At 42.8% G+C, this 20,939-nt stretch carries 26 protein-coding genes, 1 other RNA gene and 1 riboswitch; of the genes, 18 read left to right on the plus strand and 9 right to left on the minus strand.

The window, feature by feature from the left end; genetic code table 11:
• The first annotated feature begins 51 nt into the window (after positions 1-51).
• Positions 52-534, plus strand: coding sequence for an Hsp20/alpha crystallin family protein (locus CXL14_RS13530; RefSeq protein WP_003153787.1), 483 nt, complete (start codon positions 52-54; stop codon positions 532-534).
• Here the strand turns inward: CXL14_RS13530 and CXL14_RS13535 are convergent.
• Positions 521-754 carry a hypothetical protein gene (locus CXL14_RS13535; RefSeq protein WP_014418113.1) on the minus strand — a complete coding sequence of 78 codons (234 nt, stop codon included), beginning with the start codon at positions 752-754 and terminating at the stop codon, positions 521-523. The two genes, CXL14_RS13530 and CXL14_RS13535, sit on opposite strands and share 14 nt — an antisense overlap.
• 92 nt (positions 755-846) lie before the next feature.
• Here CXL14_RS13535 and gerPC point away from each other — a divergent pair, with 92 nt between their 5' ends.
• The 7 genes from gerPC (at position 847) to CXL14_RS13570 (ending at position 6,526) form a co-directional block, all read left to right on the plus strand.
• On the plus strand, positions 847-1,227 hold the full coding sequence (gene gerPC / locus CXL14_RS13540) for a spore germination protein GerPC (RefSeq protein WP_014418112.1): 381 nt from the start codon (positions 847-849) through the stop codon (positions 1,225-1,227).
• Between the two features lie 82 nt (positions 1,228-1,309).
• Complete coding sequence (locus CXL14_RS13545; protein WP_017417961.1) at positions 1,310-1,801, plus strand: TraR/DksA family transcriptional regulator; 492 nt, start codon at positions 1,310-1,312, stop codon at positions 1,799-1,801.
• Between the two features lie 144 nt (positions 1,802-1,945).
• Positions 1,946-2,572, plus strand: a complete 627-nt coding sequence (locus CXL14_RS13550) for an FMN-dependent NADH-azoreductase (protein ID WP_003153791.1) — start codon at positions 1,946-1,948, stop codon at positions 2,570-2,572.
• A 215-nt stretch (positions 2,573-2,787) separates the two neighbouring features.
• Positions 2,788-2,973, plus strand: a non-coding RNA gene (gene ssrS / locus CXL14_RS13555) — 6S RNA.
• Between the two features lie 107 nt (positions 2,974-3,080).
• Positions 3,081-4,859 (plus strand): DNA helicase RecQ, encoded by a 1,779-nt coding sequence (gene recQ / locus CXL14_RS13560; RefSeq protein ID WP_014418110.1) that lies wholly within the window; start codon positions 3,081-3,083, stop codon positions 4,857-4,859.
• A 236-nt stretch (positions 4,860-5,095) separates the two neighbouring features.
• Positions 5,096-5,965 (plus strand): 3D domain-containing protein, encoded by an 870-nt coding sequence (locus tag CXL14_RS13565; protein ID WP_007407985.1) that lies wholly within the window; start codon positions 5,096-5,098, stop codon positions 5,963-5,965.
• Between the two features lie 168 nt (positions 5,966-6,133).
• Entirely contained in the window at positions 6,134-6,526 is a 393-nt protein-coding gene (locus tag CXL14_RS13570) for a hypothetical protein (RefSeq protein WP_014418109.1), read from the plus strand.
• A 31-nt stretch (positions 6,527-6,557) separates the two neighbouring features.
• Here CXL14_RS13570 and CXL14_RS13575 read toward each other — a convergent pair whose 3' ends face one another.
• Positions 6,558-7,535 carry a S66 family peptidase gene (locus CXL14_RS13575; protein WP_014418108.1) on the minus strand — a complete coding sequence of 326 codons (978 nt, stop codon included), beginning with the start codon at positions 7,533-7,535 and terminating at the stop codon, positions 6,558-6,560.
• Positions 7,536-7,600: 65 nt separating this feature from the next.
• Positions 7,601-8,104, minus strand: coding sequence for an N-acetyltransferase (locus CXL14_RS13580; RefSeq protein WP_014418107.1), 504 nt, complete (start codon positions 8,102-8,104; stop codon positions 7,601-7,603).
• 188 nt (positions 8,105-8,292) lie between these two features.
• On the opposite strand from CXL14_RS13580, the gene CXL14_RS13585 reads away from it, so the two are divergent.
• Together CXL14_RS13585 and CXL14_RS13590 are read left to right on the plus strand one after the other, a co-directional pair.
• Complete coding sequence (locus CXL14_RS13585; protein WP_014418106.1) at positions 8,293-9,075, plus strand: VLRF1 family aeRF1-type release factor; 783 nt, start codon at positions 8,293-8,295, stop codon at positions 9,073-9,075.
• A 144-nt stretch (positions 9,076-9,219) separates the two neighbouring features.
• Positions 9,220-9,756 carry a DUF420 domain-containing protein gene (locus tag CXL14_RS13590; RefSeq protein ID WP_007611945.1) on the plus strand — a complete coding sequence of 179 codons (537 nt, stop codon included), beginning with the start codon at positions 9,220-9,222 and terminating at the stop codon, positions 9,754-9,756.
• Between the two features lie 64 nt (positions 9,757-9,820).
• On the opposite strand, the gene CXL14_RS13595 is transcribed toward CXL14_RS13590, so the two are convergent.
• A complete protein-coding gene (locus CXL14_RS13595) occupies positions 9,821-10,486 on the minus strand; it encodes a lysozyme family protein (RefSeq protein ID WP_017417956.1) in 666 nt (221 codons plus the stop codon).
• Between the two features lie 191 nt (positions 10,487-10,677).
• On the opposite strand from CXL14_RS13595, the gene czrA reads away from it, so the two are divergent.
• Complete coding sequence (gene czrA / locus CXL14_RS13600; RefSeq protein WP_007407993.1) at positions 10,678-11,010, plus strand: Zn(II)-responsive metalloregulatory transcriptional repressor CzrA; 333 nt, start codon at positions 10,678-10,680, stop codon at positions 11,008-11,010.
• 29 nt (positions 11,011-11,039) lie between these two features.
• Here the strand turns inward: czrA and CXL14_RS13605 are convergent, their stop codons facing one another.
• Positions 11,040-11,561, minus strand: a complete 522-nt coding sequence (locus CXL14_RS13605) for a CcdC protein domain-containing protein (protein ID WP_007407994.1) — start codon at positions 11,559-11,561, stop codon at positions 11,040-11,042.
• Positions 11,562-11,785: 224 nt separating this feature from the next.
• Here CXL14_RS13605 and CXL14_RS13610 point away from each other — a divergent pair, with 224 nt between their 5' ends.
• The 6 genes from CXL14_RS13610 (at position 11,786) to CXL14_RS13635 (ending at position 16,824) form a co-directional block, all read left to right on the plus strand.
• On the plus strand, positions 11,786-12,505 hold the full coding sequence (locus CXL14_RS13610) for an MBL fold metallo-hydrolase (RefSeq protein WP_014418104.1): 720 nt from the start codon (positions 11,786-11,788) through the stop codon (positions 12,503-12,505).
• Positions 12,505-13,071 carry a TetR/AcrR family transcriptional regulator gene (locus CXL14_RS13615; RefSeq protein ID WP_014418103.1) on the plus strand — a complete coding sequence of 189 codons (567 nt, stop codon included), beginning with the start codon at positions 12,505-12,507 and terminating at the stop codon, positions 13,069-13,071. The genes CXL14_RS13610 and CXL14_RS13615 overlap by 1 nt, the downstream gene beginning before the upstream one ends.
• Before the next feature lie 35 nt (positions 13,072-13,106).
• Entirely contained in the window at positions 13,107-13,817 is a 711-nt protein-coding gene (locus tag CXL14_RS13620) for an AraC family transcriptional regulator (RefSeq protein WP_014418102.1), read from the plus strand.
• Between the two features lie 68 nt (positions 13,818-13,885).
• On the plus strand, positions 13,886-14,218 hold the full coding sequence (csaA, locus tag CXL14_RS13625; RefSeq protein ID WP_007611940.1) for a chaperone CsaA: 333 nt from the start codon (positions 13,886-13,888) through the stop codon (positions 14,216-14,218).
• Between the two features lie 330 nt (positions 14,219-14,548).
• Entirely contained in the window at positions 14,549-16,351 is a 1,803-nt protein-coding gene (locus CXL14_RS13630) for a T7SS effector LXG polymorphic toxin (protein WP_088056478.1), read from the plus strand.
• A gap of 14 nt (positions 16,352-16,365) precedes the next feature.
• Entirely contained in the window at positions 16,366-16,824 is a 459-nt protein-coding gene (locus tag CXL14_RS13635) for an SMI1/KNR4 family protein (RefSeq protein WP_014418100.1), read from the plus strand.
• A 39-nt stretch (positions 16,825-16,863) separates the two neighbouring features.
• On the opposite strand, the gene CXL14_RS13640 is transcribed toward CXL14_RS13635, so the two are convergent.
• Together CXL14_RS13640 and CXL14_RS13645 are read right to left on the minus strand one after the other, a co-directional pair.
• Positions 16,864-17,145 (minus strand): hypothetical protein, encoded by a 282-nt coding sequence (locus CXL14_RS13640; protein ID WP_017417952.1) that lies wholly within the window; start codon positions 17,143-17,145, stop codon positions 16,864-16,866.
• Positions 17,138-17,716: a MarR family winged helix-turn-helix transcriptional regulator gene (locus CXL14_RS13645; protein WP_014418098.1), complete on the minus strand. Its 579-nt coding sequence runs from the start codon at positions 17,714-17,716 to the stop codon at positions 17,138-17,140. The genes CXL14_RS13640 and CXL14_RS13645 overlap by 8 nt, the downstream gene beginning before the upstream one ends.
• A gap of 199 nt (positions 17,717-17,915) precedes the next feature.
• Here CXL14_RS13645 and CXL14_RS13650 point away from each other — a divergent pair, with 199 nt between their 5' ends.
• Complete coding sequence (locus tag CXL14_RS13650) at positions 17,916-18,140, plus strand: hypothetical protein (RefSeq protein ID WP_031304185.1); 225 nt, start codon at positions 17,916-17,918, stop codon at positions 18,138-18,140.
• A gap of 43 nt (positions 18,141-18,183) precedes the next feature.
• Here CXL14_RS13650 and CXL14_RS13655 read toward each other — a convergent pair whose 3' ends face one another.
• Both CXL14_RS13655 and CXL14_RS13660 read right to left on the minus strand, forming a co-directional pair.
• Complete coding sequence (locus CXL14_RS13655; RefSeq protein WP_014418096.1) at positions 18,184-18,468, minus strand: hypothetical protein; 285 nt, start codon at positions 18,466-18,468, stop codon at positions 18,184-18,186.
• 24 nt (positions 18,469-18,492) lie between these two features.
• Positions 18,493-20,601, minus strand: coding sequence for a molybdopterin oxidoreductase family protein (locus CXL14_RS13660; RefSeq protein ID WP_021494179.1), 2,109 nt, complete (start codon positions 20,599-20,601; stop codon positions 18,493-18,495).
• Positions 20,602-20,747: 146 nt separating this feature from the next.
• Positions 20,748-20,840: riboswitch (SAM riboswitch) on the plus strand.
• Positions 20,841-20,939 lie beyond the last annotated feature (99 nt).

Consider the following 20,939-nt stretch of genomic DNA (forward strand, 5'->3'; position numbering starts at 1 on the left):
CAGGTGTATGCCGGCTGTTATGACCGTATGCTTAGACAGGGGGCGATAAAAATGGATTTCGATAAGATGAAGCAATGGATGGAAATGGCGCAAAACATGTCCGGCGGCGACTTTTGGAAAAACGTTTTTGATGATGAACAACTGAAATCATTTCAAAACGGCCATTCTCATTTTCCCTTTCAACAGGGAGATGGGCAAATGAGAAGAAATGAGGATGCTTTTCCTCTTATAGATATTGTGGAAACCCATGATGAGCTCCAATTTTTGCTGTATCTGCCCGGCTACCGGAAACAAGATGTTCAGCTGCTGTCCTACGGAGAATATATCGTCGTAAAAGGCACGAGAAAATCCTTTTTTAATGAACAGGATTTTAAACAGAAGACCGGAAAATACGGCGATTTTGAAAAAAAACTCGACCTTCCGCATTCCGCTCAGGGAACGAAGGGAATGCAGGCGGTATTCAAAGACGGGATTTTATATATATCGATTGCTAAACATCTGGGGGATGCAAGCCAGATCATTATCGAAGGCTGATCTTGTTTGCTGTGCCATCTATCAGATCTGAATCATCGATACTCATGATAGGGATGACGACAACGGTGCAATCACCGTTTTGTTCACCGTACCCTTCATTTCTTTTATTGGCTGCTGTGTTTCTCACCATAACGGAAGAGCCGGTGTTAAAAGCTGCTCCGCCGCTGATTCCGTTCATTTTTATATACTCAAAGTTGATAACGGATGGAAAAAACATCATGATTCGCCTCCTTTTTGTATATCATGTTTATATATTCGCAATGCGGGACGCATAGAACTTTCCAAGAGTGACGGGGAAAGAAGTGATTTTCTTTGAAAAAAATAATGAAAGAGATTTTCAAAAAAGTGTGTGAAGAAGAATTAGACCGGCTTAAGAAAGTGGAACAACAGCTTGATGAGCTTCAGGATAAGTGTCATTTTGAGCCGCAAACGGTTGAAGGGGAAAAAACATATGTCCATATTGAGCACGTCAAAGTGGACAAGGTTGAATACAATATTGATTTTGAAAAGCTGAGTATAGAAGAGCTGAGCGGTATGCTGAATATCGGCGCCACTTACCATACACCGGTGCACAGGCTTAAACAAGCCTGCGCTGAAGAATGTCGGGACAACCCGCAAAATGATGCTGCGAAAGAAAAAAGCCAGACAAAGCAGCAGACACCCAATGTCACCATCAGGGGAAGAAAGCATTGACCCCGTTGTTTCAGCCTCCTTTTTCGAGGGTATGTATTAACAGATGCAGCGAAGAATACAGACGAAAAAGGAGATGATGAATATGTCATTATCAAAAGAACAGCAGGACAGCCTTTATCATAAATTAATCGATTTAAAGGAAAGTCTTCAGGGAGAATCAAAAGAAAATCATTCAATGAGCGAAGACACAGGAGAACTGTCGAACGGAGTAGATAATCACTTAGCTGATCACGGAAGCATTTATTTGGACAGGGTCACGAATCAGACGCTGGACGGTGTCGATCAGAATCTTTTAGATGAGGTGCACGCCGCGCTTGAACGAATGGATAAAGGAACATACGGGATTTGCGAGAAAACGGGAAAAGAAATTCCTTATGAAAGACTTGAAGCTGTGCCGTACGCCAGAATGACCGTCGAAGCGCAGCGAGAAACAGAAGGGGATGTGAAAACAGACGCTCCGTCATATGAAAGGGAATTTCACGAGCAGGTGAAAGACCTCTCAAATAAAGAAACCGTTGATCAAAAAAGCTCACAAACTTACGAAATCCTGGATCGCGAGCAGGATTCACAATAATAGCAGCAGGTACATTCATATGTACCTGTTTTTTTATTCCATAAAAAATCTCAGAATCGAAATAAAATCATTGACTTTATATAAAAAAGAAAGTAACATACTATTTGTAAGTAAATATTAAAAGATTACCGGGAGGAATTTAGAATGTCTCAAGTATTATTTGTAAAATCAAGTGATCGTACGGCTGAAGAAGGCGTATCCGTAAAATTATACGAAGCGTTTCTGGCTGCTTATAAAGAAAACAATCCGAATGATGAAGTGATCGAACTTGATCTTCATAAAGAAAACCTTCCTTACCTCGGAAGAGATATGATTAACGGAACATTCAAAGCTTCAAAAGGAATTGAAATGACAGACGAAGAGAAAAAACAAGCGTCAACTGCTGACATTTACTTAAATCAATTCGTCAAAGCTGACAAAGTCGTGTTTGCATTCCCACTTTGGAACTTCACAGTGCCTGCTGTGCTTCATACTTATGTTGATTACCTGTCTCGCGCAGGAGTTACTTTCACATACACGCCTGAAGGCCCTAAAGGTCTGATGGGAGATAAAAAAGTAGCGCTCTTAAACGCACGCGGCGGCGTATATTCTGAAGGACCGATGGCATCTCTTGAAATGTCATTAAACTTCATGAAAACCGTTCTCGGTTTCTGGGGTGTCCAAGATCTTCATACTGTTGTCGTTGAAGGCCATAATGCTGCACCGGATAACGCTCAAGCGATCATTGAAAAAGGACTGCAAGAAGCGAAAGATCTGGCTGCAAAATTCTAATTTCCATTAACTCTTGCGCCCATACAGGGTGTGAGAGTTTTTTATATTATAGAAGAAACTGGCGGCAGCTTTCGATCTGATCTTATATTGATATATTGATATTTTGTCGAAAAAACAATTTTTATGTAGAATAAAGCATTTTTCACAAAGAAAAAAGGTTTTCTGTAAAAGAATTAACCCTCTTGCCAAAATACGACTGATGGTGTAGGATATAAGAGAAGCTACATTGTTCGTATTGTTAATTAAGTTTTAACCTTTAAGCTGTAATAGGGAGTTTTATATCGAAGCCGGAATGTCATGCCTCCATTGCAGAGGACGACAGGAACGCTTCTGCAAACACCCACTTTGAGGAGTGGTGGTTTAAAACTTTCTTACTTGCGTACGGCATACGTAGCGAAAGCCATTTCCCTTGCGGAGATGGCTTTTTATTTTGAATTGCCCTTGAGCAGCGTACTTTATCTGTATGATAAAATGAAAGAATCAAAGACAAAGTGAGGTTTTACAACTTATGCTGGATAAAGCCCAATCCCTTCTGGCGCATTATTTTGGTTACGACAGTCTACGCGCGGGCCAAAAGCAGGCGATACAATCAGTTGCAGAGGAGAGAAAAAACACGGTCTGCATTATGCCGACGGGGGGCGGAAAATCAATCTGCTATCAGATTCCCGCACTGCTGTTTGAAGGAACCACAATCGTTATTTCCCCTCTTATTTCCTTAATGAAAGATCAAGTCGACGCGCTTGAAGAAGCGGGTATCGCGGCAGCTTATATTAACAGCACCCAGACAAGCCGTGACATTCATGAGCGCCTGACCGGTTTGAAACAAGGGGCTTACCGGCTCTTTTACATTACACCGGAGCGTTTGACTTCTTCTGAATTCATTCACATCCTGCAGAATATTACGGTTCCTCTTGTCGCCATTGACGAAGCTCACTGTATATCGCAATGGGGACATGATTTCAGGCCGAGTTACCGGAATATCGAAATCCTTTTTAATGAATTAAAAGAACCGCCCGTCATCATCGCATTAACGGCGACGGCTACGCCTGAGGTTCATGATGATATCTGCAAGCAGCTTCATATTAAGAAAGAACAAACTGTATATACCGGTTTTGCCAGAGAGAATTTAACGTTTAAAGTAGTAAAGGGCGAAAACAAAGACCGGTTTATCGAGCGGTATCTGGAAAAAAATAAACACGAAGCCGGCATTATATATACAGCGACAAGAAAAGAAACCGACCGTTTATATGAGAAATTAAAGCGCAGCGGCATCAATGCCGGCCGTTATCACGGCGGATTGGCGGATGATGACAGAAAAGACCAGCAGGAGCGGTTTCTTAACGATCAGATACAAGTGATGGTAGCTACGTCCGCTTTCGGAATGGGAATCGATAAGAGCAACATCAGGTTCGTTTTGCACGCGCAGATTCCGAAAGATATGGAGAGCTATTACCAGGAAGCCGGACGGGCCGGGCGCGATGGTCTTAACAGCGAGTGTGTGCTCTTATTTTCGCCGCAGGATATTATGGTGCAGCGTTTTTTAATAGACCAATCGGCCGCCGGAGAAGAAAAACAAAAGCAGGATCTCAAAAAACTGAGACAGATGGTGGATTACTGTCATACGGAAGATTGCCTGCAGCGGTTTATTCTGAAGTATTTCGGCGAGAATGAGGCGGAAGCTTGCGAAGCATGCGGCAATTGCACTGATACAAGGACCGCCCATGACGTCACAAAAGAAGCGCAGATGGTATTATCATGCATCATCAGAATGAATGAGCGCTTCGGAAAAACGATGGTGGCGCAGGTGCTTAGCGGCTCAAAAAATAAAAAAGTGCTGGAAAACAGCTTCAGCAGCCTGTCCACTTACGGCATTATGAAGCATCAATCCGCAGCGGAAATCAGTGATTTTATCGAATTCCTTATTTCAGATGAATATATCAGAATGGCGGACGGCACATTTCCGACGCTTATGGTCACCCAAAAAGGCAGGGACGTTCTGCTTGGAAAAAGCGCAGTCTCGAGAAAAGAAGCCTTACAGGCCGCCGCCGTTACCGAAAATGATGAATTATTTGAGCTTCTCCGGCGTCTCCGCAAAGAGATTGCAGCTGAACAGGGTGTGCCTCCATTTGTCGTGTTCTCGGATCAGACGTTAAAAGAAATGTCGGCGAAACTTCCGAAAACAGATCAGGATCTTCTTTCCGTAAAAGGGGTCGGGGAACAAAAAAGATTGAAATACGGAGCGGTTTTTTTAGAAGAAATCCGAAATTATGTAAGAGAAACAGAGTGAAAAAAAGTTTTTTTTAGAAATTTGCACATTGTGTTTTTCATTGGCGCCGGAAAAATCAGAAGCTTGAAAACCCTTGCTGTATCAAGGTTTCAGCAAGACTTACCAAGCGAGAGAAATGTTTCATGTAAAGGAACTGTAATCTAATTCAAATCGTTTTGTTATTGAACTGACATTTTCATATGTTACGATATCACCTGTTAGCCGCCAATAAAAAGCTAACAAGGGAGGATTTACTTATGAAGAAGACGATTATGTCCTTTGTCGCAGTTGCAGCAATTTCAACAACTGCATTCGGAGCTCACGCTTCTGCTAAAGAAATCACGGTGCAAAAGGGTGACACGCTCTGGGGGATCTCGCAAAAAAACGGAGTGAACCTAAAGGACTTAAAAGAATGGAATCAGTTATCTTCTGATTTAATCATTGAAGGAGAGAAACTGACTATTTCTTCAGTAGAAACAACCACATCTGGGCAGTACACAGTGAAGCAGGGCGACAGCCTCTGGAAAATTGCTCAGAAATTCGGAACATCAGTCGGCAATCTGAAAAGCTTGAATAACTTGCAATCAGATATAATTTACGCAGGCACAACGTTAAATGTGAAAGGTCAGGCTCAGGCTGCACAGCCGGCTCAAGAAGCCAGCCAGCCGCAAACTGAACAAAAACCAGCTGCCGAGACAGAACAGCCGAAACAAGAAGCTGTTAAAAACGAGCAGCCTAAACAAGAACCTGTTCAAGAACAACAACCTAAACAAGAAGCGAAGGCTGTCGAAGCAAAACAGCAGCCTGTTCAATCAAATACAAACCAACAAGAGCCTAAAAAGCAGCTGACAATGACTGCAACTGCTTACTCTGCTAACGACGGCGGCATTTCCGGTGTAACGGCAACCGGTGTTGACTTAAACAAAAACCCTGATGCAAAAGTCATCGCGGTAGACCCTAGTGTCATTCCGCTTGGCTCTAAGGTTTATGTTGAAGGTTACGGAGTGGCAACAGCAGCAGATACAGGCGGCGCAATTAAAGGAAATAAAATTGACGTATTTGTTGCAAAGAAAAGTGACGCTAACAACTGGGGCGTCAGAACAGTAAATGTTAAAGTATTAGACTAGTTTCATATAGAGATGAAGAACACAAGGCGAAATGCTTTGTGTTCTTTTTTTCTTCCCTTTTTTGACTGTATATAATCGTTATATGCGGAAAAAGAAAAAGCGTTTCTCTAATATATTATATAGAAGGAATGGATGTGAAAACGGAATCTGAAGGGGTGTATGAATCTGATGGAGCCGGAATTTATATGTTTATGGAATGCCTTCACAGAATCACCGGTGTTTCAAGCATGTATCTGTACCGCTTTGGCCATTGTGATCGTTATCGGACTGTCTATGCCGGCTGTCAGGCTGTTTCAGGCGCTTGACAGAGGGAGAGGAAGGCCAGCCATTATTGAAAAGGTGAGACGTACTGGTGTGATGAAGAATGGCAGGCACGAGCTTGTGCTTATTTTAAACGTAAAAAACCAAGACGGAACGCATGATAAACGTGAACTGACACATGCCGTATATAATGAAGAGATCAGCCGTTTTTATGAAGGAGCTTCCGTATGGGTGACGGCAGCGGCTGGCGGACGAATTATGATCGCTCCGCGCACGCCGCGGCATAAGGCATCAAAATAAAAAGACGGGGCGGTTTTCCCGTCTTTATGTATTAATGCCGATCGATCCATATCCTTACGCCTTCTGAGCCGGCTTCTATTCTGCATGTTCCTCCGATCGGGAATGTCATCAAAGGGGAGGTATGGCCGAAATCAGCATTTGCGATAACAGGCATGGATGACAGTTCTTCTTTTGTACGGATGACGGCACGCAGAGCCTCCTCAGACACATTTGAAGCATGCTGGAAACGTCCGATGACAATTCCCTTCACAGCTGAAAAAGCGGGAAGGTGGATGAGTGACTGCAAATCCCGGTCAAACATATGAATGTCCGACATATGATCATCTTCTATAAACAGAATCACTTGTTCCATCTCCGGAAAGTATTCGGTGCCCTGCAGAAGATTCAGCGTGCATAGATTTCCTCCGATCAGTGTTCCTTCCGCATATCCGGGTTGAATAACGAGCGGTCCCGGATTCCGATAAAAACGTCTGTCCTCCTGGTTCAAATACCATTTATCATCACTCCACTCGGATGAAGGCTTTATCTCATACGGGTTGTCAGAAGCACAGCAGGCCAAGAAAGAGTTAATCGTATAGTCCAGCCCTTTTTTCATGGCAAATGAAGAAAAATGGGGACCGGAATATGTAATAAGGCCGGTTTTTTGATATATGGCATGACCGAGAGCGGTAATATCTGAATAGCCGCAAAGGATTTTCGGATGCCGCTTGATGTTTTCATAATCAAGATAGCGAAGCAGCTGATTTGATTGGAACCCGCCGAGTGTCGTCAAAATCGCTTTGATGTCAGGATCAGCGAAAGCTTCGTGCAGATCCTGTACACGCGATTCAATGGATGATGAATCAAATTCATTTATTTCTTTCGCATGCTCTGAAAAAGAGACACGAAAGCCGAGCTCCTCCAATTTTGACTTTGCGGCATTTATATTTTCATCTGACATAACGGACATGCTTGTGGCCGGAGACACAATACGAATGCCGTCACCTTTTTTCAATTTTTCCGGATACAAAAAAAACCCTCCTTATATGGTTTAATCTATTACACCATATAAAAGAGGGTTTCTCTATTATTTTTTTACAAGTCGACCCATTTAATGCCGCCTGATTGCGTATCATTGTCAATCCAGACATCAAAGTGATGCTTTTCATAAAAATGAACGAGTCTGTCGACATGATCCCAATCACGCTTAGCGATGTCGCCCGTCACTTTCGGGATATTCTGCTCTCTGGCGATATGTTTTAAAAATTTCATGCAGATCGAGCCGTAGCCGTGGTTCGGCGGGCCTTTAATGTCTCCGATATGAATGGCATTGTCATAATAAGAGGCGATCAGTGAAAAACAGCCTCTTCCCCGGTAGGCTGATTCACAATCAGTCAGCATAATCTTACATGTTTGGCCATCATCAATCGAGGAAACAATGATCCAATCGTCATTGTTCGATTGATCAATACCAAGCACTCGCGCGTCTTTTGATACATCTATCAGATTTTCCCGCATTCTGAAAATCTGAAATTCAAGTTTATGAAGCTCTTTTTCCAGCTCTTTCTGATCTCTTTCTTCTGCAGTAAACAAAATCATACTCCTTTCACAGCGTAAAAGTCTTAGTTAAACACAAGTATCCATTGTAGTAAATGATGTCTTGGTTTGTAAATGGGTTTTGTAAAAACTTTTTTAGAAAAGTCTGCCGTTTATATGTGGATTGACGTTTTTAAGGCGGTGCGGATAGGGAAAGGAACAGTGAGCAGCGGAAAAAGGAGGAATCTATAATGGCAATTGACTCACTCATCGGCAAATTGAAGTACGTAATGACGGAATCTCCTGATAAAATGCTTTCCTTATATGTAAATACGGATATGAGAAATCCGGATCAGCAGGGGGGAGAGTGGAAAATCGCCTTGAAAACCGGTTTTCGGAGATTAAAAGAGTATCTGTCTGCCAGTGATCCGGAAGAAGAAAAATCTCTCGTCCGCATCATGGAACGTGTCTATCAATATATCGATGGGCTTGGTAAAGAGATGCCGCGAAGTCTCGTATTTTTTGCATCGGGAGAAGGCGGTATTTGGGAGACGATTGAATTGCAGGTGCCTGTCGAAACACGATTTTATTGGGAAGAAACGGCTGTCCTTGATCAATTAGAACTTCTCCGTGAACAATTTCCGAGCACGGCTTTTATTCTCACCCAGCAGAATGAAGTGAAGATTATAGAAACCGTACTCGGAAAAATTGAAGGGGTGGAGCATTATCAATACGACGTCATCAATGAATCGTGGAAACCGCAGGATGTAAGCGGAAGTTCCGTATCGATGGACGAGGACGCCGCCAAAGCCCACGTCGAAGAAAACCAAAACAGGCTGTATAAACGATTGGCTTCGAACCTTGATCAGAAGGCCGCTTCACACCAATGGGAGCGTCTCGTAATCGCAGGGGACAAAGAAACAGCCGATATTCTCGATCAGCACATGAATAAACCGATAGATCGGATCATTCCAAAAAATCTGTTGAATGAAAACGAACATAAGGTGATAGAAGAACTGTTGAAGGAAGCATAATATGACGAAAGGCCGGGTCTCAAACACCCGGTCTTTTTAGGACTTAAGTTTGTCTAATTTCTGACGAAGCGGACGAAACCGTTGACATCAAAGCTGAATTCTCATACCATTTGGATAGTCAGTAAAATTGAGAGAGGTCATAAGATGAATCAGACAGAAAACAAACCTAAAAGTTATACCGGTATCGTGCTGACATTGACCGTTCTGATCAACGGGTTAATTGCGGTGCTGTTTTTTATGCCGAAATCGGGACAGGTCAGCATTGCCAATATTCATATTCTGCCGATGTTAAATGCCATTTTTAACAGCTTTACTTTTATCTTTTTGCTGGCAGCGCTCTTTATGATTAAGCAAAAAAACATTCAAGCGCATAAACGTTTTATTTTAGCGGCGTTTACGACGACTTTGCTGTTTTTGATCTGCTATGTCGTGTACCACTCGATAGCTGAGAATACTTTATTCGGCGGCCACGGCATCATGCGCGGGATTTACTTCTTTATTTTAATTACGCATATTTGCCTTTCCTTCATCATCGTGCCGCTTGCGCTGTTTACGCTGATCAGAGGATTCAGTATGCAGGTGGAGCGCCACAAAAAAATCGCCAGATGGACGATGCCGCTCTGGCTGTATGTCAGTCTGACGGGTGTCATTGTATACTTAATGATCTCACCGTATTATTAAAAAAAGCCGTGCTCTGCGCGGCTTTTTTCTATTGATTGAAAAAGGCGCCTCATCAGGGCGCCTTTTACTCTTCAAGCGTTTCAAGTGTTGTTACATTTAAGGATTGTTCAACGGTTTTTGTTTTTGCTTTTACTTTTTCTGCGTACGTGTAATCACCATAGCAGTAGGGATAACGGAAATTGTCTTTGTTCCCTCCGCAAGTGTAAAGTTTCGGATTCTTTTTGACCTGCTGCTCGGAGTATTGTTTTGCCAGTTCCTCAGTATGCGATCCTCCATGTTCAGCCACAAAATCAATATAGCCGGCTCCCATGTTGTAGCTTTGTATAATCGTATCCAAGTCTACGCCTTTTTTCTTGCCTGTTTGGTACATGAGAGTGAATTGTTTGATTCCCTGTTTGATACTGGTTTGAGGGTTTTTAATCTCATTTCGCTTTAAACCCAGAGATTCTGAAGACTGCATGGGATCATTTCCTCTTCCTTTTGACTCCTGATATATCATGCCGAGTACAAGGGATGTATATTTGGTGAGTCCTTTTTCATCCAGCTCGTCTTCAACAAGCGGTTTGTAATCTGTCAGCCGTTCAAGTACGATCGGTTTGACATCAAACGGAAGACTTTTGAGCAATTCATTATTTGAAAATAACAGAATGAGGAAGAAGGAAACCATGACAAAAACACATATCATCATAAGACCCGCGGCAGCGAAACAGCCTTTTTTCTTTTTCTCCACTGTGTTTCACCCTCAATTTCAGGAGCATTATGACTTTTTCATTATGACACAGATGAATGCGCGAAACCAAGCGGAAACCCGTATTTGAAACATAAATTTAAAATAACGGTTCTTTTGTCAGGCGCAGGATGTATCTGCATCAATTGACATTTGGTATAATTGGGCTACTTGAGAAAAGAAGGGTGAGGTATATGACTGAATTTCACGAATCCGGAAACACGAATGACCCCGCTGTCGATTTAGATGAGGAAACTTTATTTTTGGTTGCCCAGACTTTTAAGGCGCTGTCTGATCCGACCAGAATCAGAATTCTCCATTTGCTGTCACAGGGTGAGCACGCGGTAAATGATATCGCAGAAAAGCTGAATTTGCTGCAGTCTACCGTTTCTCATCAGCTGCGTTTTCTTAAAAATCTGCGCCTCGTCAAATCACGCAGAGAAGGAACATCCATCTATTATTCTCCTGAGGATGAACATGTGTTAGATGTGCTTCAGCAAATGATTCACCATACGCGGCACGATTAAAAAACATCCCTGCTTTTTAGACAGGGATGTCAGCCGTACTGACTGTTATTGGTTTGGTCTCTGCTCGTTTTTAAAACATAAAAAGAGAAGCCGCTGTAATACACTGCGATGAAATAAAAGATACTGATGGTCAGCGGATCGGCCCCGACCGTTTGGCTGTATGCCTCCGGATGGGTAAAGTCCGCTGTGACCCGGTAAATTTCAATAACGCGATAAACAAATCTCGATAGGAATAACGTTAATAGAATAAGTTCAATCCATAGGTGAGTGCGAAAATACATTTTTCCGCGGCGTTCTTCAAAAGAAATGTTCCGTTTGGCAAACAGGACCAGAAGCCAGCCGCAAAAAGTGCCGAATATAAGATGGCCGTATAAAGCCGGGTGTGTGATGCTGAAAAACGCCAGAGCTGCGGCCAGCAATGAAAACAAAATCATTCTGGTATAAAGCCAGCGGGGTTTCAAAGGCTGAAAGCCGACAGACCGTTTCACCTTTTTATACAGGAAAAAGGCAATCATTAAGACAGGGCAGATGCTTTGAAGTGTGATATGCATGGTGTGGAACTCCCCCTCCGTTGAGTAGTGTATGCTTATCCGGCTGGTTTTAGTAGTGTGATTTATTCGCAGGCTGAAAGCATCTTTTATCACAGTATGCGCGTTTCTTTTTTTTGCATAAGAGAAGCGCCCGCGCCTTTTTCAGGATTTAGTCAGAAAACTCTTGATAAACTAACGGTATTAGTTATAATGAAACTAATGATATTAGTTTTAGGGGGATGTTGATGAGAATCTTACAATACGGAACCGTTTGGCAGTTGACTTTTTTTCCAGCGCTTTTCCCGGTGAATTGTTATTTGGTTGAAGAAGAAGAAGGAGTAACCCTGATTGACGCCGGACTGCCTAACAGTCATAAAGGAATTAAACAAGCATTGCGGCAGCTTGGGAAGCCGCTGAATGACATATTACTCACCCACGCGCACGGGGATCACATCGGTTCGCTTGACTCATTAGCTGCGGAATTTCCGGATGCTTCCGTCTGTATTTCTGAGCGGGATTCTTTCTTGCTGAAAGGTGACACTTCTTTATTTGAGCATGAAGCACAAACGCCGATAAAGGGGGGAGTGCCGAAAAATGTTCAGACCGAACCTGATCGCCTGCTGAAAGGCGGCGAGCGGATCGGATCTTTACTTGTCATTCCCGCTCCCGGTCATACGCCGGGAAGCCTCGCTTTTAAAGATATGAGAAATGATATGCTGATCGTCGGAGATGCCTTTCAAGTACGGGGAGGCCTTGCTGTTTCTGGGAAGCTGAAATGGAAATTTCCGTTTCCGGCTTTTGCTACGTGGAATAAAGAAGAAGCTGTAAAAACAGCAAGAACGCTTATCGCTCATCAACCAAGCAGTCTGGCCGCCGGACATGGAAATGTTCTCTGCAATCCCGTTGAAATGATGGCTGAGGCTGCTGAGGAAGCCGAACGAAGCCTGCCGGGAGGCCGATCATAATGTCACCGAGAGTCGGAATGAGCCTTGACATGATATTGAGAGCCGCAGCAGGCATCGCTGACGAAAAAGGGCTGAACGAAGTGACGCTTGCGGCTGTTGCAAAGTCCTTAAACGTAAAACCGCCTTCCCTTTACAATTTTGTCAATGGCCTTCAAGGAATTAAAACAGAGCTGGCTGTCTCCGGTTTAACTATGTTATATGAAAGAATGGCGGCCTCTGCAGAAGGACTGACGGGTGAAACGGCTTTGCTTGCTCTTGCCGATGCCTATATCAATTTCGCCGAAGCCAATCCCGGATTATATGACGCAACATTTCAAAAGATAAAAGACGGCCGGATTGAGAATCTGTCAAGCCTGCTTGTAGAGCTTGTTGTCAGGCAGCTGACAGCGAACGGTTATGCACAGTCTGACACTGCGATTCATGCTGCGAGAGGACTGAGGAGCCTTCTTCACGGATTTGCCGTGTTGAGAAAACAGAGTGCATTTGAATTAACCGAATCAATTAAGGAAAGCCGGAAGTTTGCAGTTGTTGCGTTCCTAAGAGGTTTGCAGGAGAGGGAACAATAATATTATTATGTAAACTAAATAAAAAGGAGGGACAAATGGATTCATTACAACATATCATTTGTGAGCGGCGCACCTATTCACATATTTTTGATTCTCATGCACACACATACTGCCAAATGCTCTTTCCGCTCGAAGGACAGCTGGACCTGGAGACAGAAAGACGTGAAATCAGATTAAAACCTGATCAAATGCTGTATATTCCGCCCGGGCATGAACATCGGTTCCGTTCTTTGGAGCGAAATGAATGTCTTGTTCTCGACATACCGGCATTTTTTTTCAAAGGTTCCTTTGACCCCGGCGTTCTGAATAAGCTTGATCCTTTTTGGACATCGATTCGGTTTCTGCTGACAGAAGAGACAAAGCAGCAGTCGGCTCATTCATTGAGTCTGCTTGCAGAATATATTGCTGAAAAGATACAAGAAAACCGTACGAATGATTCAATTGCGTATATCCGCCGAAATCTCTCAAAGACTTTTACAATTAAAGAGCTCGCCGCAATGGAACATTACCACCCGGCGTATTATTCCGACTGGTTTAAAAAGCAGACGGGAAAAAGCCCGCAAGCTTATATTGCTGAGCTCCGTATGAAGAAAGCGGAACAAATGCTTATTGAAACAAAATGCCGGCTGACAGACATCAGTCAGGAGGTCGGCTTTCAAAATTTGTCTTCCTTTACCAGATGGTTTGTCAGACATAAGGGAATAACGCCGCGCGTCTTCCGAAACACCTTTCAATCTGATAAATAATCCTGAAAATCGGTTAAATAAACTGCTTCTTTTTTTGGTATCATGATTGTAAAAAAGGAGTTTTTGATATGGCAGTCATCGAAGATTTTATCAAGCTTGATCTTAGAATAGGAACGGTCGTAAAAGCGGAAGTATTCCCGGAAGCAAAGGTGCCGGCCATTAAGATGACAATAGATTTCGGCGAAGAGATCGGCATGAAACAATCAAGCGCCCAGATTACAAAACGGTACGAACCGGGTGATCTGACGGGCAGACAGGTTACCGCTATTGTCAACTTTCCGCCGCGGCGGATCGCCGGATTTAAGTCAGAAGTTCTCGTTCTCGGCGGCATCCCGGAAAAAGGAGATGTTGTCCTGCTTACGCCAGAGCAGACAGTACCGAACGGAACGAAAATCGGATAATAAAAAAAGACGTTTGCAGAAGCAAACGTCTTTTGCGTATTGAGGCGATACACCACACGCCACATTCGTGTGTGCCGCAAGGGCATGTGCATCGGCTTACACAATTCAGCTCATCGCTATATCAATATAGCATGGCGGGTGTGGAAATGCAAGAGATTTTTCAACATATGTTATATTTGGCTTTGTTTTGCCGATCCCAGATTCCTTCGTGTAAGGTTTTGTTTGAAATTTTATGATCTTAAATAAAGCAGTTCGACAAATGCAAGAGATTCATCTAATCTTATATCCTATGGTAAAATTTAGACAGAAAGAAGCGGAAAGGAGACGTAAATGAAGGTATTTGAAGCATCCTCGTTCATTTCAGCAGCGGAGAAACGAGCAAAAGAATACGATCAGATTAGAGAACAATTTATCAATCTCAGGAAAGCTTTTCAGGGAATGGCTGACTTGGATGACAGTGAGTTTTCAGGTAAAGGCGCTGACAACATTAAAGCTTTTTTTCAAGATCACGCCGGTGTCACAGACAGCTGGCTTAATCTGATCGATATGAAGATTGCGTTTCTTAACAGTATTTCAGGAAAAGTAGCTGATGCCGGATTGGCCGATTCGTTTGTGGAAGAGTCATTTTTAGAACATGAGTTGATACATGCGAAGAATACATCACAAGCTATCATGCAGGAGCAGCGCAATGAAATGAAAGGTATCCTTGATGAAATCAGTGATATCATTCATCTTGATGTTTTCTCTACAGAAGATGTCGATCAAAAGCTGGATTCAGCAGACAAAAAACGGGATAAGACCATACATAAACTCGGAAAGCTTGATCACGATCTAACGAAAGAATACGCAGAAACCGAGGCAAATGAACATTTCATTCAGGCAGATTTTCAGCAGCTCCAAAATGCTACAGGCAAAGGGAAAAATGTAACACCACTTCACTATAACGCCAAGGCGTACAGAGAAAGTGACATACATAAGAAAAAAGGCGAGATTGCAAGACACTCAGACACATATTTAACGTTTAAGAAGGAAGAAGCGAAAGAGCGGGAAATCAAGGATCTAAAGAAAAAGCTGGCTGACGGTGTGACCGATCCGGATGAATACTTGGAAATTGCGAAGAAGATCGGTTACGAGAATCTTGAACCTTCCCAGCAGCAATATGTGATCCAGCTTGAACAAGCAAAACAGATGGAAGAAGCCGGAGAAGTGACTTGGGATATTTTAAAAGGAGCCGGCGTTGGTTTATATGATGTCGGGAAAGACACGGTGACCGGTCTATGGGACTTCATAACCGATCCGGGGGAAACGCTGTCAGCACTGGGGAATGCAGTACTTCATCCTGTTAAAACATATGATGCTGTTAAAGCGGCAATTGAAGAGTCGTATCAAAAGGATATGGTGAACGGAGATGCTTACTCCAGATCAAGATGGGTGACATATGCGGTCGGTTCAGTGGCTGTGGCTGTCGTCGGAACGAAAGGCGCAGGAGCCGTTAACAAAGCTGATGCGGCGGGGAAGGTCATAAACAAGGCAGGACAGGCAGGGAAGAAAATTAAAGACGTTAAACTTCCAGATCTGCTTCCTTATAACTCTAAGTATGATCTTGCTCTGGCCGATAACGTACCATACAATGTGGTTGACAGCCAAAACCTTAAAAATGAACTTTTGACCAATGCAAAGAAAATCCCGGATGGAACGAGAAAGCCGTTTACTGGTCAAGAAATAAACCTTCCTTGGTTAAATAAAGAAAAGTATGGTGCCTTTGAGGTTAAGGGCAAGGTAAAAGCAAAGGGAAAAGTTAAAGACATAAGCCGCAGAGTGTATACTATGAAAGATATTGATATGAACCAAAAAACAGAATTTGGCGTAACAAATCTTCAGCTTATGAAAAACGGTAATGCTCCTTATGCAAAAGATGGCACACAGATTAATTTACATCACTTGATTCAAGAAGAACCTGGCCCAATGCTTGAAATCCCAAACAGTTTACATACAAAATATAGTGATGTTATTCATAAGCTTAAGACTGATGGTGAAAGTTTTAGAAATGATAAGGTTTTAAAAGCACAATATGAAAGCTTTCGAAAGAGATATTGGAAGTGGAGAGCGAAACAATTTGAGAATGAGAATTGAGGTGTTTAAATTAAATGATTTATTCAAAGGTTGAAAACTTTATTAATGAAAACAAGCAAAATGCTATATTCACAGAGGGTGCAAGCCATGAAAACATAACTCGCATTGAAGAAATCCTCCAATGCGAACTTCCTATTAGCTATAAATGGTTCTTAGAAAAATACGGTGCTGGTGGTTTATTCGGGGTTTTAGTTTTAGGCTATAACTTCGATCATGCGTCAGTTGCAGATAAAACTAAAGAATATAAACAACATTATGGACTTGCTGATGGTCTTGTTGTCATAGAAGATGTTGATTTTTTTGCTTACTGTCTAGATACGAATAAAATGAAAGACGGAGAATGCCCTGTAGTGGAATGGGATAGGATAATTGGCTATCAAGATATCGCTGCAGAAAGCTTTATCGAATTTTTTTATAATAAGATTCAGGAAGCGAAAGATGACTGGGAAGAAGATGAAGACTGGGACGATTAATAAAAGAAAGCTCTCTTTTAGAGAGCTTTTTTCAGATTTTCAATTTTTAACAGGCTTTATAATGAGCAAACAGGCATTACTCAAAATACTCGCCGCGCCTATCCAAAGCAGCCATTGCGTTGCGGTCAGCCATGAGGCAGTTAGGATAAAGAGTCCGATGGCAATTGATATATAATTGCCGGCTCGGTCCAGTTTACGTTTGCAATGAATTTTATATTTAGCATGAGAAATAAATTGATCAATTTTATCTTTCAGCTCATAGCATTTTTCCTTCATCTTATCCTCTGTTTCTTTTACTTTTCGATAAAGCATATTATTCATCGTCTGCACCCCCATATCGCCGTTTTGAAAATTCAGCCATGATTTTTTCTTCATAGTCATCTGAGATGAATTGTGCCTGATCTTCAACTTTTAAATGTGCTTTTTCTTCAAAACCATCCTGTTCTTCACCATCAAAACGATAAAGTTTTTGCAATAGCCTCCAGAATGTTTCAATTTCATCAGTTGTGAAGTCTTGAAACATATCCGCTAAAAAATAGGTGGATTTTTCTGAACAGGAAATTAACGCTTTTTTTCCTTCAGCGGTAATCTCAATATTGATTGCACGTTTATCCAGTTTGCTTGGCACAGTGTGAACATATCCTTTTTTCGCGAGGCTTGAAATTAATTTGTTAGCGGTTTGTTTTGTTGTGCCCAGCTTTTTAGCGATATTCATAAGTGTGGTATCTTCCGTCGGTAAATGGGCAATAGCAATAAGAGTCATGTGCTGTCGGGAAGTCAGCATTTCTAAGTATTCGTCCCCCCGAGCCTGCACTTTATTGACAACCGAAAATAATGATGCGTAACTTTGTTGCATAACATGCAGTTCCTTCATTAGTAAATTAATATCCATAAGGTATCTCCTATCTGAATTGTCACCATGTTGACAATTACAATATACATCGAAATAGAAAATAAGTCAACGTGGTGACTAATAGTAGCGGGTGCGGCTGTTTTCAAAAATGTCACAGGCAGTCGGAGTGTTTACAAAAGGGGAAATAAGTATAATAAATGCGAAAAGGGCATTAATCCAAAGTGAGAAGGTGTTTGACATGCAGAAAGTGAACTGGTCAGAACAGTATGAATGGTTCAATAAACAGGATGAAAAAGACGGGCGTTTAATGGCGCTCCTTCGTCATGAGCTTACATATGAGGAAGTCATACGGTTATATAAGAAAGGGTTTTATTTGAAATCTAAAGAAGGGGAGGTTTCGTTAAGTAAGAACGATATCCTTCGTATGTTTGGGGTTGAAGAGAGGCAGGGCGGCGTATCTTGATGAACGGGAAGAGAAAAACTCTTCCCGCTTTTCATGGCAGCTGTTATTCTTTTTCCAGCATAGAAGTCAGCCATTCTCTTAATGTATTCTTCTGCACATACCGCTTTCCGTTTCTCGTGATATGCGGAATGTCAGAGGTGTCGGGCACGATTTGTTTTGCTTCTTCCTTCGTAACTCCTAAATAATAACCAATATAGAAGTGCAGATCTTTTTCTTTAATGAGAATGTGGTCAGTGTGTTCATGAGGATCAGGTGATTTAAAGTTTTTCAATCCGTCTCCGATGAAATATCCGGCTAAAGCGATTCCGATGCCGGTAATGATATCCATACAGCAAACCTCCAATAAACGTTATCACTTTTTATACGGTGAAGCCGGCTGAAAGGATTCAGCCTTCATCAAAACCGCCCGGCGTTTATTGCTGAGCTTTTCCACCTGCACCTTTCCGGAGAAGAAAACAGCGCCTCCGCCCATATCCGCCAGCCGATCGGGCGTGAGCGAGTTGACAAGCTGTTTTTTATCATCCATATCGGCCCAAAGACCTTGGCTGACTGCAACGCCGGGAAGCACCTGTTCGCCGACCGAAGCTGTTAATTCACACTCGCCGCGGTGATTCCAAACTCTAACGGTTTCCCCGTCTTCTATGTTCCGGCGTACAGCATCCTCTGTATGAATAAAAAGCTTTGGCGCTTTTTCTAATTTTACGTGTTTTTCATTATTCGAAAATGTTGAATTTAAAAAATTATGATTCGGTCCCGGGACAAATAAAAGCGGAAAATCATCATCGCTCTCAAGAGGGATGTGTGTCGGCAGCGCCGGATAACCGTCCTGTTTCATCTTTTCCGAATATAATTCAATTCTTCCGCTCGGTGTCTTGAGCTTTCCCGGAAAAAGCGGTTTTTTCCGTTTGGCTTTCATGAAGGAATGGCGTGAGAGCGCTTCGTAATCAATATCCTCGATATACGGATTGTCGGGAAAGTCCAGCGCCTGTCTGATCAACTCTTCATCGGAATCCTGAAGCTCCTGCTCGGTAAATCCCATTGCTCCGGCAAGCAAACGGAACACTTCCGTATTCGATTTGCTGTCCCCGTAGGGTTCGATCACCGGTTTTTGCAGCTGAATAAAATGATGCCAGTAAGACGTGTAAAAATCTGTGTTTTCAAATGCGGATGCAGCAGGGAGCACGATATCCGCATATTTGGCGGTTTCCGTTAAAAATAGATCGTGAACGACTGTAAATAAATCCTCCCGCAGCAGGCCTTTTCTGACTTTATTCGCTTCCGGCGCAACCACTGCAGGATTCGTACCGTAAATAAACAGGGAGCGTACGGGCGGTTTTGTTTCTAAAAGAACGCTTCCGAGCCTGTTCATATTAAATGATCGCGGCTTCCTGCCGTAAAGCAGATCAGGCCGCTGGAGCGCTTGTCTGTTATAGTTTAATACCGCGCTGTTGTGCTTGATTGCGCCTCCTCCGGTGTTGAGCCACTGTCCTGTAACAGCCGGAAGGCAGGCGACGGTGCGGACGATCATTCCGCCGTTGTCATGGTGCTGAATGCCGTTTCCGATCCTGATAAGGGAAGGGGAGGTTTCCCCGTACATTCTCGCAAGACGTCTGATATCGTCGGCTTTAACGCCTGTAATAGCAGAAACCGTTTCCGGATCATAGTGTTTAACATGCGCTTTTAATTCGTCACTGCCTTCGGTGTATTCTGTGAGAAATGCTTCATCGTGAAGGTTTTCGTCGAATAAGACATGCATGATACCGAGGGCGAGTGCGGCATCTGTGCCGGGGCGAATGGAAATAAACCAATCGGCAAGCCGGCCGGTTTGGTTCTTATGTACATCGATAACGACAATTTTAGCTCCTTTTTTCCGGGCTTTTTGAGCAATCATGACTTGATGCATATTCGTGCTGACGGCATTGATCCCCCAAAAAATAAAGAGCTTTGCATGTATGGTCTCCTCCGGATCAGTACCCGCTCCTTCACCCATTGTATAGTTATAGCCTTCAGAACCGGCTTTGCTGCAGATCGTCCGTTCGAGATGACTCGCTCCGAGACGATGGAAAAAACGGCGGTCCATTCCCTCTGCCGCCAGTTTTCCCATATTGCCGTAAAAGCTGTACGGAAGAATGCTTTCCTCTCCTTCTTCGGCAATAAGCTCTTTCCAGCGCGCACTGATCGTATTGATCGCTTCCTCCCAGGAAATAGGCGCAAACGCGGCTTCACCTTTTTTACCGATCCGTTTTAACGGAACGGTTACGCGCTTCTCATCATAAATACGCTCAGCCATGTGTCTGACTTTGTTGCAAATATTCCCTGATGTGACCGGGTGATCGGGGTCTCCCTGAATGTTAACGATTTTTCCGTCTTTTTTTGTCACAAGCAAGCCGCATTGATCGGGACAGTCTAGTGAGCATACCGACTTAAATACCCCGTTCGGCTGTGTTGCAGCAGAATTCATAGCCCATTTCTCCTCTTTGTTTATATTGTAAGCATTATAACATTTCAAAATCGAACGTCAATTCAGAAAAAAGTGTTGACATCACGGAAAGACTTTTCTATGATGAGTTTATTCTTTTAAACAGCCTGACAATTTCATCATTTTATTTTCTATCCAGAGAGGTGGAGGGACTGGCCCTACGAAACCTCGGCAACATTTATTGTGCCAATTCCAGCAAGCGTATGCTTGAAAGATAGGAAAGGATGATCTATACATATTTGTGCGCTTCAAGCGCATAAAGACGGTATATGAATCTCTTTCCTTCTTTGGGGAAAGAGATTTTTTTATGAAAAAATTTA

It is taken from the genome of Bacillus sp. SJ-10 (assembly GCF_002843505.1).
GTDB classification, from domain to species: domain Bacteria; phylum Bacillota; class Bacilli; order Bacillales; family Bacillaceae; genus Bacillus; species Bacillus velezensis.